Consider the following 12,574-nt stretch of genomic DNA (forward strand, 5'->3'; position numbering starts at 1 on the left):
TTCCGACTCTATCAGACTCTTTCGTGTCCGATTTCCTCGGTGCCTTTCCGGTTCCCGCTCCGGCCTTGCGGCTTTCGCGTTTCCCTTTCCGGCGGCTCCGACTTTATCAGGTCTTATTCGGCTCCCTGACCACTCCCACCGCAGACATGCGGAGGCGGACCCGGGGATAGGATCTGACGTGAAGGTTGCCGCCGAAGCCGGGCGCTTACCGCGTCCCACGGCCTCAGGCAGGAGTCCGACTCTACATCGGGTCCCCGGTGGGCGCAAATCGTTTGTGCACTGCCTCTACGTCCCGCAACCGGGACCCATCGTGCGGAACCGGGACTTCTTATGACTTACGCTTCTGAACAGTGCGTCGTCCAGGACAGGTAGTGGCGACGACTACGAATCTCCACCCCCTGGGAGGCATGCCATGACCAGTGTTTCGTCCCCGCTTGCAGGACGCGCCATCGGGCTCTCTGCAGTACCTGATCCCGTGTTCTCGGGCGCGATGGTCGGGCCTGGCACTGCCATCGATCCCGTGCGCGAGCCTTCCGAGGCCGTCTCTCCCGTGGACGGCATCGTCGTCTCTCTCCACCCGCACGCGTTCGTGGTGGTGGACGACCAGGGTCACGGTGTGCTGACGCACCTCGGTATCGACACCGTGCAGCTCAACGGCGAGGGCTTCGAGCTCCTCGTGAACAAGGGCGACACCGTGCAGCGCGGCCAGGCCGTGGTGCGCTGGGACCCGTCGGCCGTCGAGGCCGCAGGCAAGTCCCCGGTGTGCCCGATCGTGGCGCTCGAGGCCACGGCCGAATCGCTCTCCGATCTCGTCGAGGACGGCGAAGTGAAGTCCGGCGACGCGCTCTTCAGCTGGCAGTGACGTCATCGCCGTCGCTGACGGCAGGCACGACAACCACCGCGACGGCTCGGCCCGTCGCACTACCGGAGACGGGTGAAATGGAGACAACGCTGCGAGGCGTCGGTGTGAGCCACGGTGTGGCGATCGGCGAGGTTCGGCACATGGGCACGGCGGTTCTCGAGCCGCCGGCCAAGCAGATTCCCGCGGAGGAGGCCGAGCGTGAACAGGGGCGCGCTCGCCAGGCCGTGGAAGCTGTGGCGGCCGACCTGAATGCGCGCGGCAATCTGGCCGGTGGCGAGGCCCAGGCGGTCCTCGAGGCGCAGGCGATGATCGCTCAGGACCCGGAGCTGATGTCGGACGTCGACCGGCGCATCACCGTCGGCAGCACGGCCGAGCGCGCCGTCTACGACGCGTTCTCCCACTACCGCGAACTGCTCGCCGGTGCCGGTGAGTACATGGCCGGCCGCGTCGCCGACCTCGACGACGTGCGGAACCGCATCGTCGCGCGCCTGCTGGGCGTGCCGATGCCAGGTGTCCCGGACAGCGACCAGCCGTACGTGCTGATCGCGCGTGACCTGGCGCCCGCCGACACCGCGCTGCTCGACCCGGCGCTGGTGCTCGGTTTCGTCACCGAAGAGGGTGGGCCCACCAGCCACAGCGCGATCCTCGCGCGGGCGCTCGGGGTGCCGGCCGTCGTCGCGCTGCCGGGCGCCGGTGAGCTCGTCGAGGGCACGGTTGTGGCCGTCGACGGCAGCACCGGTGAGATCTTCGTGGACCCGAGCATCGAGAAGCGGGAGCAGCTCGAGGCTGCCGCCGCCGAGCGCAAGGCGGCGCTGGCCGCGGCGACCGGGCCGGGTGCGACGTCCGACGGGCACAAGGTGCCGCTGCTGGCCAACGTCGGCGGTCCCGCCGACGTGCCGGCCGCCGTCGAGGCCGGTGCCGAGGGTGTCGGCCTGTTCCGTACCGAGTTCCTCTTCCTCGACGACAGCACGAAGGCGCCGTCCGAGGAGAAGCAGGTCGAGGCGTACCGCAAGGTGCTCGAGGCCTTCCCCGAGGGGCGTGTCGTCGTCCGTGTGCTGGATGCCGGCGCGGACAAGCCGCTGGACTTCCTGACGCCGGGCGACGAGCCGAACCCGGCGCTCGGCGTGCGGGGCCTGCGGTCGCTGCTCGACCACCCCGACGTGCTGCGCACGCAGCTGACCGCGCTGGCCAAGGCCGCCGAGGGGCTGCCCGTCTACCTCGAGGTCATGGCCCCGATGGTGGCGGACCGCATCGACGCCAAGGCGTTCGCGGACGCGTGCCGTGAGGCGGGGCTGCAGGCGAAGTTCGGCGCGATGGTCGAGATTCCGTCGGCCGCGCTGCGGGCGCGCTCGATCCTCCAGGAGGTCGAGTTCCTGTCACTGGGCACCAATGACCTCGCGCAGTACGCCTTCGCCGCCGACCGGCAGGTAGGTGCCGTGTCCCGGCTGCAGGACCCGTGGCAGCCGGCGCTGCTCGACCTGGTGTCGCTGTCCGCCGAGGCGGCGCGCGCCGAGGGCAAGAGCTGTGGCGTGTGCGGTGAGGCCGCTTCGGATCCGCTGCTCGCCTGTGTGCTGACCGGTCTGGGTGTCACCTCGCTCTCGATGGGTGCGGCGTCCATTCCTTACGTGCGTGCGACGCTCGACAAGTACACGCTGGCGCAGTGCGAGCGTGCCGCGTCGGCGGCGCGTGCCGCGGACAGCGCCGAGGAGGCCCGCAAGGCCGCGCAGGCGGTGCTGTCGGGCGAGTAGTCGTCCGCTTGTCCTGTCCCAGGGGCGCCCCACCGCTGCGGTGGGGCGCCCCTGGTGCGTTCAGTGGGTGTGTCCGGTGTCGGGGGCGTCGTCGAGGTCGGGTGCCGCGCAGTAGTCGACGTTGGATTCCGGGGCGACGAGCTCTCCGGAGAGGGCGTCGGTGCAGTACGCGTCGAAGACCTCGGCGGCAGTGAGGGGTTGGAGCCTGCCCCCGTCCATCCGCCAGCCCTGGACGCGGTCGCGGGTGCCGTCGGCGCTGGAGCGCAGCACCATGCCGGCCGCCCGGTGGGTGGCGATGCCGACCGCGAGGACGGTGGCGAACTCCATGGCTTCGGTGTCGTCGAGCAGTGCGCGGCCTTCGGCGTCGATCTCGACGTGGAGTGCGGCGAGGAGGGTCTCGGGGTCGGAGGGCACGCTGCACACCAGGTGCCGGGTGCCAGGGCCGGGGATGTCGAGGGCTCGGGTGATCAGTCGGGAGGCGCGGGTGAAGGCGGCTCGTCCGATGTCTTCTCCGCAGGTCGCGCAGGTGCCGATGCGGGCGAGGGTCACCGTCGCGTACTCCCAGGTGGCCTGGCGGACCGCCTCGTCGACCAGATCGGGGACGAGGTCGGCGAGGGGCTGGCCCTCGTAGGGCACGGTGGGGCCGCCTGCCGCCAGTTCGGCGGTGAAGCGGCTGCGGCTGGCCGGGGCATCCGGGTCCAGGCCGCTCTCCGCGCAGTACTGGGCGTAGTCCTCGGGGTCGAAGAGGGCGACCGTGGTGTGCCTGCCCTGGGAGGCGAAGGTCTTGAGGAGGCCTTCGACCTGCTGGAGGTAGGTCTGGTGGTCGTCGAAGGTGAAGGTGCGGTAGCGGCGCATGGCCGCGAAGTCCTCCTCGTCGGCCAGCAGGCCGATGGTTCCGGCGACTTCGCGGCGCAGTGCGCGGCGCATCGTGTCGTGTCGTGCGTGCGTCATGCTTCCCCCTGCATTCGGTCGATCAATGCTCACTCACAGTAACCAGAGCCACTGACAACCGGTGTTGAGCTGGGGAAAGGCGTGTGCGTCAGGCGCGCTCGCGGGCCAGGTCGGCGTAGAAGTCGAGGAGTTCGACGCGGTCGACGGAACCGCGGTTGACCGCCTTGTCCATGGACGCCCCTTGGAGGAGGCGCTTGACCGGGACCTCGATGCGCTTGCCGGTGAGGGTGTGCGGGATGCCGGGGACCTCGATGACCTCGTCGGGGACGTGGCGCGGGGAGAGCTCGGCGCGGATGGTCCGCTTGATGCGCTCACGCAGGGCGTCGTCGAGCGTGGCGCCTTCGGCGAGGTGGACGAAGAGCGGCATCCAGTAGCCGCCGTCGGGCTGTTCGACGCCGATGACGAGGGATTCGCGGATCTCGGGGAGCCGTTCGACGGCCTCGTAGATGTCGGCCGAACCCATGCGGACGCCCTGGCGGTTGAGGGTGGAGTCGGAGCGGCCGTGGATGATCACCGAGCCTCGTGAGGTGAGGGTGATCCAGTCGCCGTGTCGCCAGACGCCGGGGTAGGTGTCGAAGTAGCTGTCGTGGTAGCGGGTGCCGTCCGGGTCGTTCCAGAAGTGGATCGGCATGGAGGGCATGGGGTTGGTGACGACGAGTTCGCCGACCTCCTCGATGAGCGGCTTGCCCTGGGGGTCCCAGGACTGCAGGTCGGTGCCGAGGCAGGGGGCCTGGAGCTCGCCGATGTGGACGGGGAGGGTGGGGACCGCGCCGGCGAAGCAGGAGCAGACGTCGGTGCCGCCGCTGACGGACGCGGTCCACAGGCCGCCGGGGGTGTCGGCGAAGGCGTCGTGCAGCCAGCGGAAGCCGTCGGGGGGCAGTGGGGAGCCGGTGGTGGCGACGCAGGTGACGCGGGAGAGGTCGTAGTCGCGGGCGGGGTGGACGTCCGCCTTGCGGCAGGCCATGACGTACGCGGCGGAGGTGCCGAAGAGGGTGGCTCCGGTGCGCTCGGCGATGCGCCACTGGGCGCCGGTGTCGGGGTGGCCGGGGCTGCCGTCGTACAGGACGATCGTGGTGCCCGTGAGGAGGCCGGAGACGAGGAAGTTCCACATCATCCAGCCGGTCGAGGTGTACCAGAAGAAGCGGTCGTCGGGTCCGAGGTCGCAGTGCAGGCCGAGCTGTTTGAGGTGTTCGACGAGGATGCCGCCCTGGGACTGGACGATCGCCTTGGGCAGGCCGGTTGTGCCGGAGGAGTAGAGCACCCACAGGGGGTGGTCGAAGGGCACCGCTTCGAAGGTGGGGGCCACGTCGGCGGAGGTGAGGGCCGACCATTCCAGGGCGCCTTCGGGGGCGTCCGTGCCGAGCAGCGGGATGTGGACGACGGCGCGCAGGCTCGGCAGTTCGGAGCGGAGTTCGGCGACGGTGTCGCGGCGGTCGTGCTCCTTGCCGCCGTAGCGGTAGCCGTCGACGGTGAACAGGACGACCGGTTCGACCTGTTGGAAGCGGTCCAGGACGCTGCGGGCGCCGAAGTCCGGGGCGCAGGACGTCCAGACGCCGCCGACGGCCGCGGTGGCGAGCAGGGCGACGACGGCCTGCGGGATGTTCGGCAGGTAACCGCTGACGCGGTCTCCGGGGCGGACGCCGAGGGTGCGCAGTTCGGCGGTGAGCGAGCCGACCTGGCGGCGCAGTTCGGCCCAGGTGACCGCTTGCGGTTCCTGGCTCTCGTCGACGTGGAGGATGGCGGGCTCGTCCGCGCGCGTGGGGTCGTCGGCGGCGCGCAGGGCGTGCTCGGCGTAGTTGAGGGTGGCGCCGGGGAACCAGGCGGCGCCGGGCATGGCGCGGTCGCCGAGCACGCGCGCGTACGGGGTGGAGAAGCGGACGTCGAACCAGTCGGTGACGGCTTTCCAGAACGTCTCGAGCTCGGTCACGGACCAGTGGTGGAGCGCCGCGTATCCCCCGTCGGCCGGGGCTCCGTGGTGCTCGGCCGCCCAGGCCTGGAACCGGGTGACCTGCGCGGCGGCGATCCTCTCCGGGCTCGGCTGCCAGAGCGGCGCAGGGTTCGCTGAGGACGTCATGGGGCGGCTCCCGGACTGTACGCGTCGTATGCGTGGAGTGCGCACGTGCTGGGTGTGCGCGTGAACACGGCTGAAAGGGACGATGCCATGTGATCGACTTCCGCACCAGGGTGGGCCCCACACAGTCGGCCTCGCCGCAGTGTGGCGTCGCCCCAGGTGAACGGCAGCTGAACGCGGCACCCACGCGGCTTCTTCGGTGGCAGGGTGAGCAGCATGAACGGTCGTGACCTGGTGCGTTCGGTGAAGGCGGTCGGCATGGTCGGCACGGCGCAGGGGTTGCGCACGGTGCGCTCCTCGTGGCGCAGATGGCGGTCGGACGCGCGGGCGCTGCCCAGGGGTGGCGCGGAGCGGGCGCGGGTGCCGGGTGCCGTGACGTCGATCGAGCCGGCGTCCGGGGGTGGCGTGGTGCGGTTCGCCCGCGCGGAGCTGCGGGTGCGGGTGACCGCCGGAGGCGCGGTCTTCCTGGGCTGGGACGGTGCGGAGGCCGAGCCGTCGTACGCGTTGTCGGGCCGGAGTCCCGAGCCGGATCCGCGGGCCGTCATGGAGCCGGACAAGGAGGGCGGCTGGCGGGTCGTGTCGGAGCGGGTCACCGTCGTCGTCTCGCGGCTCGGGGGCGTCGCGCTGTACACGCCGGGCGGGGTGCTGCTGCGGCGTGATCTGCCGCCGCGCTGGTGGGAGCCGGTCGCGGGCGGGGCGGCGCGGTGGGTGCAGCGGTCGGAGGTGGCGGCGGACGCGCGGTTCTTCGGCCTCGGGGGGCGCTCCGGCGGGCCCCGGCTGCGGAACGGGACGTACCGGCTGTGGAACACCGACCCGGGCGGCTCGTTCGGTCCTGACGACGATCCGCTGTACATCACCATGCCGGTGCAGATGGTGGTGGCCGACGCCGGCACGCATCTGGTGTTCCACGACAACGCGTGGGAGGGCGATGTCGTGGTGTGCGAGGGGGTGGTGGGTGACGGGTCGGGGCACGACCGGGCCGGTTCGTGCGAGGTGCGGATGGGGGGCGGGCCGCTCCGGTACTGGGCGATGGTCGGGCCTCCCGCGCGCGTGCTGCACTCCTGGGCGTCGCTCACGGGTCCCTCGGCGCTGCCGCCGTCCTGGGCTCTCGGGCACCATCACGCGCGGTGGGGGTTCGGCAGCGAGCAGGAGGTGCGCCGGGTCGTCGCGGGCTATCAGGAGCGCGGGCTGCCGTTGGACGCCGTGCACCTGGACATCGACCACTACGAGGCGCACAAGGTGTTCACGGTCGACAAGGAGCGCTTCCCCAAGCTGCCCCAGTTCGCCGGGGAGTTGCGCAGGGCGGGCACCCGGCTCGTCTCGATCGTCGACCCCGCGGTGAAGGCCGAGCCGGGGGTCGCGGTGTACGACGGCGGGGTGGCGGCCGACGCCTTCGTGCGGGATGCCGCGGGGCGGCAGGTGCGCGGTGTCGTATGGCCCGGAGAGGCGGTGTACCCGGATTTCACCGACCCGCGCGCGCGGGAGTGGTGGGGCGGGCTCTATGAGGAGCGCCTCGATCAGGGGTTCTCGGGGTTCTGGCACGACATGAACGAGCCGGTGTCGTTCGCGGCGTTCGGCGAGACGACGCTGCCCCGTTCGGCGCGGCACTGCCTGGAGGGGCGGGGTGGCGACCACAGGGAGGCCCACAACGTGTACGGCCTGGCGATGGCGCGGGCCGGGTACGAGGCACTGCGCCGGCTGCACCCCGAGGAGCGGCCTTTCTTGTTCTCGCGTTCCGGCTGGGCGGGAATGCAGCGCTACGGAGGGACGTGGTCCGGCGACGTCTCGACGAGCTGGGCGGGGTTGCGGGCGTCGCTCTCCCTGGTCCTGGGGCTCGGGTTGTGCGGGGTGCCGTATTCGGGTCCGGATGTGGGCGGGTTCGACGGCACTCCGTCGCCGGAGCTGTATCTGCGGTGGTTCCAGCTCGGGGCGTATCTCCCGTTGTTCCGTACGCATGCGGCGATCACGGCGGGGCGGCGCGAGCCGTGGGAGTTCGGCGACGAGGTGCTGGGGCACGCGCGCGGGGTGCTCGCGGAGCGCAGGCGGCTGCTGCCGTACTTCGTGACGCTCGCGCATCTGGCGCGGCGTACGGGCGCTCCCTATGTGCGGCCCCTGTGGTGGGGCGCCCCGGAGGACCGGGTGTTGCGGGACTGCGAGGACGCGTTCCTGCTCGGGGACTGCCTGTTGGTGGCGCCGGTGTTCGAGAGCGGGGCGGTGCGGCGGACGGTTCAGCTGCCGCGGGGCCGCTGGTACGACACGGTGACGGGCGCGGCGTACGAGGGGCCCGGGAAGGTGCTGTTGGACGCTCCGTTGTCGCGCATCCCGGTGTTGGCGCGTGCGGGCTCGGTGGTGCCGGTGCGGGGCGCTGACGGCGGTATGGAGCTGGAGGCGTGGGCGCCGGCCGCGGGGGCTTCGGGTGGGGGGCTCGTGGTGGCCGACGCCGGGGACGGGTGGGAGGAGGGCGAGTTGGAGCGGTACACGACGCGGTGGAACAGCGGACGTGTGGTCGTGGAGCGGGAGGACGGCGGCGCCGGGCCCGCACCGGAGCGTCCGGTGCGGGTGCGCGGGCTAGGGCGTTGAGCGGGCGCCAGGGGGCTCAGTAGCGGCCCTCGAACCACGCCCGGGCCGCCAGTGTGTGCAGCGGGAAGGCGAGCTCGTCCGGGCCGCGCAGCACGTTCCAGCCGTCGGTCTCGTCCGTCGGCGCGGAGAGCGGCAGGTCGGCGGCGGGGCGTTCGGGGAGCAGGCCGAAGAGCAGCAGGTACCCGTCGGGGGCGCTCATGGCGTCGGCCAGGCGGACGTCGCGGCTGTCCGCGCCGACGCCGGTCTCCTCCTTGAGTTCGCGTACGACCGCGTGGCGCCAGTCCTCCCGGTCGTCGATGAACCCCCCGGGCAGGGCGATGCCCCCGCGCGCGGGGGTGATGGCGCGGGTCACGACGACCAGGCCGGTGCCCTGGGTGTCGTACACGGGCTGGAGGGCCACCGCCACGGGCAGCGGATTGCGGTAGGTGACGGCGCCGCAGGCGGCGCAGGTGCGGGGCCCGTCCGCGGGCCGGTCTCCGAAGGAGGCTCCACAGCTCGAACAGTGGGAGTGCGGACGGGAGTTGGTCTGGTGTGGGGATGCGGACACGCCGCGGACTGTATCCGATCGTCGACGCGCCGGTCTTTCGCGGGCCCCCGTGTGCCTGATAGACGCAGGGGGCATGACCCGACTTGTTCCCGCGCTGCGGAACATCGCCCTCGGTGCCGCCGCCCTGCTGGCCGTGGCCGCCGCCCCCTCCCCCGCGCACGCGAAGCCGGAGCCGAAGGCTCCGCCGGAGTTCGTCGCGCTGCGCGACGTGGACCCGACGATCATCCAGGAGATGCGCTACATCACGCCGCACAACTTCGTGGGTGAGCCCGTCGACGGCTACCGCAAGCCGATGTGCATCCTCACCGCGCCCACCGCGAAGGCGCTGCACAAGGCGCAGCGGGTGCTCCTGCGCAAGGGCTACTCCCTGAAGGTGTACGACTGTTACCGGCCCCAGCGGGCCGTCGATCACTTCGTGCGCTGGGCCAAGGACCTGGGCGACGAGCGCATGAAGGCGGAGTTCTATCCCCATGTCGACAAGTCGCGGCTCTTCGCGGACGGCTACATCGCGGAGAAGTCCGGGCACAGTCGGGGCTCGACGGTGGATCTGACCGTGGTGCGGCTACCCGCCTTGCCGACCCGCCCGTACGTCCCGGGCGAGCGGCTCAGGCCCTGTTTCGGGCCGCGGAGTGAGCGCTTCCCCGACAACTCCGTGGACATGGGGACGGGGTTCGACTGCTTCGACCCGCTGGCGCACACGGACGATCCCCGGATCAAGGGGAAGCAGCGGGCCAACCGTGACCTGCTGCGCTCGGCGCTCGCCCGGCAGGGGTTCAGCAACCTCCCCGAGGAGTGGTGGCACTTCACCCACAAGCCCGAGCTGTTCCCCGACACCTACTTCGACTTCCCCGTCTCGCCCCGGTCGCTGCGCGGCAAGTGAGCGCGGCGGCAAGGGGGCACAAGGAGAGGCCGCCTGGGACCACCCCCGTCGGCCCCGGACGACCTCTCCGATACTCGGACGCGAAAGAGGGCTGTCCGGTTCACCGTTCCCGGGACGCGCACCCCCCTGACGTAATCCGGTGGCCCGTGGCACACTTCTGACGTTCCGTCAGATCGAGTGCCTGGAGGAGCCTTGCCCCGTACGCACACACCCGTGGTGCCCCACTGGTTCGCCGGGGAGGGTGACGACTTCCGCCTTCTGGGCACGCGCTGTTCGGCGTGCGCCGCCGTCTTCTTCCCCCGCGAGGACGGGTTCTGCCGCAACCCCGGCTGCCCGGGCGGGGAGCTGGCCGAGGTGGGTCTTTCGCGGCGCGGACGCGTCTGGTCGTACACCGACGGGCGCTACCGGCCTCCCGCGCCGTACGTCTCCGACCCGGAACTTCCGTGGCAGCCCTACACGTTGATCGCTGTGGAGCTGGCGGCGGAGCGCATGGTGGTGCTCGGACAGGGGGCTCCCGGGGTCCGTGTCGCCGATCTGGCGGTCGGCATGGAGATGGAGGTCGTCCCGGGCGTGCTGAACGAGGACGACGACACGACGTGGACGACATGGCACTGGCGACCCGTGGGGGTGGGCGCGTGAACGGCGAGGTGGCGGTGCTCGGAGCGGGCATGCACCCGTGGGGCAAGTGGGGACGCGGTTTCGTCGAGTACGGAGTGGTGGCCGCGCGCGCGGCGCTCGCGGACGCGGGGGTCGACTGGCGGGACGTGGGCTCGATCGTCGGGGCGGACACGGTCCGGGGCGGCTATCCCGGGTACGTGGCGGGGGCCACCTTCGCCAAGGCCCTCGGCTGGCAGGGCGCGCGCGTGGCGAGCGTGTACGCGGCCTGCGCGTCCGGCGCCCAGGCCGTCAACACGGCGCGCACCCAGATCCTGGCGGGCCTGGCCGACGTGGTCCTGGTGGTGGGCGCCGACGCGGCGCCCAAGGGGTTCTTCCGGCCAGCCGGCGGGGACCGGGCCGACGACCCCGACTGGCTGCGCTTCCGGGTCCTCGGCGCGACCAACCCCGCCTACTTCGGGCTGTACGCACGCCGCCGCATGGCCGTGCACGGCGACACCCTGGAGGACTTCGCCCAGGTCAAGGTGAAGAACGCGGCGGCGGGAGCGCTCAACGCCAACGCCCGCTACCGCAAGCCCGTCACGGCCGACGAGGTCGCCGCGTCGGCCGTCGTCGCCGATCCGTTGCGGCTGCTCGACATCTGCGCGACCTCGGACGGGGCGGCGGCCCTGGTGCTCTGCAGCATGGAGTTCGCGCGGCGGCACGGGGCGCCGGACCCGGTGCGCATCCGCGCGGTGTCCACCGTCACGCCCACGTACCCCACCACCGTGCTCGACCTGCCGGACATCGCCACCGACTCGGCAGTGGCCGTCGAGCCCGCCGACGGCACCTTCCGGGCGTCCATCGCGCGCGCGGCGTACGAGGAGGCGGGCATCGGCCCGGAGGACATATCCCTGGCCGAGGTGTACGACCTGTCGACCGCGCTGGAGCTCCAGTGGTACGAGGACCTCGGACTGTGCGGCGAAGGCGAGGGGGCCAAGCTGCTGCGCGACGGGGCGACGTCGCCGGGCGGGCGGGTGCCGGTGAACACCAGCGGAGGTCTCGCGTCCTTCGGGGAGGCCGTGCCGGCCCAGGCCATCGCCCAAGTCTGCGAGATCACCTGGCAGTTGAGGGGGACGGCAGGGGCGCGGCAGATCGATGGGGCGCGAGTGGGCATCACCGCGAACCAGGGCCTGTTCGGGCACGGCTCGTCGGTCGTCGCGGTGCGCTGACCCCGCTCGGCGGGGGCCGGTGTCGCGCGGGTGAACCGTTGCCGTCCGCGACCTTGACGCTCCATCACCTCCGGTGAACACTTCCGGGTGTCAGTCGGCGTCGCCATACCCCGGCCCCGGCGCCCAGACCCTCTGAGCGCGACGGGTTCCGGTGAAGGGCCTGGTCAACAGGTCATCCCCCCGGGCGATCCGACGGCGACGGCACGCTCGTCATGGACGCCGGGCGGGGCGCGGGAGACCCCTGCCTCCGGTTGCAGCAGCCGGGCGTATCCAGGCAGCGGTCGTGGGAACCGCACCCTGCACGGAGGACCGGGGCGCACCGCCCCGGGCGAGGGCCTAGGAGCCGCCATGTACTCGAACGGGGACGTCTTCGTCGGTGAGGTCATCGGCACCGCGATCCTGATTCTTCTCGGCGCCGGCGTATGCGCCGCCGTCACGCTCAGCCACTCGAAGGCGAAGGCCTCCGGATGGGGCGTCATCGCCTTCGGTTGGGGCTTCGGTGTGCTCGCCGGGGCCTACACCGCGGGGCCGCTCTCCGGCGGTCACCTCAACCCCGCCGTCACGCTCGGCATCGCCATCGACACCGGCGACTGGGACCAGGTCTGGGTCTATCTGCTCGGGCAGATGGTCGGCGCGATGCTGGGCGCCGTCCTCGCGTACCTCGTCTACCTGGCGCAGTTCAACGCCAACGTCGCGCGCGGTGCGAAGGGCGACGTGGAGGGCGTGCACCAGCCGACGCCGACGCTCGGCATCTTCTCCACCATTCCGGAGATCCGGAACCCGGTCGCCAACATCATCACCGAGGTCATCGCGACCATGGCGCTGGTGTTGCCGATCCTCGCCTTCGGCCTGACCAAGGGGCTCGGCGAGTCCGGCACGCAGACGCTCATCGTGTCCTTCCTGGTCGTCGGCATCGGCCTCTCGCTGGGCGGGCCCACGGGGTACGCCATCAACCCGGCGCGCGACCTCGGCCCGCGCATCGTGCACACTTTCCTGCCGATCCCCAACAAGGGCGGATCCGACTGGAGTTACGCCTGGGTGCCGGTGGCAGGACCGTTGATCGGCGGGGCCCTCGCGGGCGTCATCTACAACGCAGCCTTCTGAATCGT

At 71.7% G+C, this 12,574-nt stretch carries 10 protein-coding genes; 7 read left to right on the forward strand and 3 right to left on the reverse strand.

Features of this window, described 5'->3' with window-relative positions:
- The first annotated feature begins 412 nt into the window (after window positions 1-412).
- Window positions 413-862: a PTS sugar transporter subunit IIA gene (locus tag ACZ6CV_RS29710; RefSeq protein WP_362371890.1), complete on the forward strand. Its 450-nt coding sequence runs from the start codon at window positions 413-415 to the stop codon at window positions 860-862.
- A 77-nt stretch (window positions 863-939) separates the two neighbouring features.
- Window positions 940-2,610: a phosphoenolpyruvate--protein phosphotransferase gene (ptsP, locus tag ACZ6CV_RS29715; protein WP_469253977.1), complete on the forward strand. Its 1,671-nt coding sequence runs from the start codon at window positions 940-942 to the stop codon at window positions 2,608-2,610.
- A 60-nt stretch (window positions 2,611-2,670) separates the two neighbouring features.
- Here the strand turns inward: ptsP and ACZ6CV_RS29720 are convergent, their stop codons facing one another.
- On the reverse strand, window positions 2,671-3,561 hold the full coding sequence (locus ACZ6CV_RS29720) for a hypothetical protein (RefSeq protein ID WP_469253979.1): 891 nt from the start codon (window positions 3,559-3,561) through the stop codon (window positions 2,671-2,673).
- Between the two features lie 88 nt (window positions 3,562-3,649).
- Window positions 3,650-5,635, reverse strand: a complete 1,986-nt coding sequence (locus ACZ6CV_RS29725; RefSeq protein WP_469253981.1) for an acetoacetate--CoA ligase — start codon at window positions 5,633-5,635, stop codon at window positions 3,650-3,652.
- 213 nt (window positions 5,636-5,848) lie between these two features.
- Here ACZ6CV_RS29725 and ACZ6CV_RS29730 point away from each other — a divergent pair, with 213 nt between their 5' ends.
- The gene (locus tag ACZ6CV_RS29730) at window positions 5,849-8,212 is read left to right on the forward strand and encodes a glycoside hydrolase family 31 protein (protein ID WP_469253982.1); all 2,364 of its coding nucleotides are present in this window, start codon (window positions 5,849-5,851) and stop codon (window positions 8,210-8,212) included.
- Between the two features lie 16 nt (window positions 8,213-8,228).
- Here the strand turns inward: ACZ6CV_RS29730 and ACZ6CV_RS29735 are convergent, their stop codons facing one another.
- On the reverse strand, window positions 8,229-8,759 hold the full coding sequence (locus ACZ6CV_RS29735) for an NUDIX domain-containing protein (RefSeq protein ID WP_469253984.1): 531 nt from the start codon (window positions 8,757-8,759) through the stop codon (window positions 8,229-8,231).
- A gap of 73 nt (window positions 8,760-8,832) precedes the next feature.
- Between ACZ6CV_RS29735 and ACZ6CV_RS29740 the strand changes: the two genes are divergently transcribed.
- The 4 genes from ACZ6CV_RS29740 (at window position 8,833) to ACZ6CV_RS29755 (ending at window position 12,569) form a co-directional block, all read left to right on the forward strand.
- Window positions 8,833-9,639, forward strand: a complete 807-nt coding sequence (locus ACZ6CV_RS29740; RefSeq protein ID WP_469253986.1) for a M15 family metallopeptidase — start codon at window positions 8,833-8,835, stop codon at window positions 9,637-9,639.
- A gap of 213 nt (window positions 9,640-9,852) precedes the next feature.
- Window positions 9,853-10,278 carry a Zn-ribbon domain-containing OB-fold protein gene (locus ACZ6CV_RS29745; protein ID WP_469253988.1) on the forward strand — a complete coding sequence of 142 codons (426 nt, stop codon included), beginning with the start codon at window positions 9,853-9,855 and terminating at the stop codon, window positions 10,276-10,278.
- Window positions 10,275-11,465 (forward strand): lipid-transfer protein, encoded by a 1,191-nt coding sequence (locus ACZ6CV_RS29750; RefSeq protein ID WP_469254202.1) that lies wholly within the window; start codon window positions 10,275-10,277, stop codon window positions 11,463-11,465. Before ACZ6CV_RS29745 ends, ACZ6CV_RS29750 begins: the two co-directional genes overlap by 4 nt.
- 348 nt (window positions 11,466-11,813) lie before the next feature.
- Window positions 11,814-12,569, forward strand: a complete 756-nt coding sequence (locus ACZ6CV_RS29755; protein ID WP_469253990.1) for an MIP/aquaporin family protein — start codon at window positions 11,814-11,816, stop codon at window positions 12,567-12,569.
- The last annotated feature ends 5 nt before the right edge of the window (window positions 12,570-12,574 follow it).

Source organism: Streptomyces sp. NPDC041713 (assembly GCF_055591085.1).

What these genes read in the sequence shown, in the direction of transcription:
- ACZ6CV_RS29710 (WP_362371890.1), top strand. Translation starts at nt 413, where the DNA reads ATGACCAGTGTTTCGTCCCCGCTTGCAGGACGCGCCATCGGGCTCTCT.
- ptsP (WP_469253977.1), top strand. Translation starts at nt 940, where the DNA reads ATGGAGACAACGCTGCGAGGCGTCGGTGTGAGCCACGGTGTGGCGATC.
- ACZ6CV_RS29720 (WP_469253979.1), bottom strand. Translation starts at nt 3,561, where the DNA reads ATGACGCACGCACGACACGACACGATGCGCCGCGCACTGCGCCGCGAA.
- ACZ6CV_RS29725 (WP_469253981.1), bottom strand. Translation starts at nt 5,635, where the DNA reads ATGACGTCCTCAGCGAACCCTGCGCCGCTCTGGCAGCCGAGCCCGGAG.
- ACZ6CV_RS29730 (WP_469253982.1), top strand. Translation starts at nt 5,849, where the DNA reads ATGAACGGTCGTGACCTGGTGCGTTCGGTGAAGGCGGTCGGCATGGTC.
- ACZ6CV_RS29740 (WP_469253986.1), top strand. Translation starts at nt 8,833, where the DNA reads ATGACCCGACTTGTTCCCGCGCTGCGGAACATCGCCCTCGGTGCCGCC.
- ACZ6CV_RS29755 (WP_469253990.1), top strand. Translation starts at nt 11,814, where the DNA reads ATGTACTCGAACGGGGACGTCTTCGTCGGTGAGGTCATCGGCACCGCG.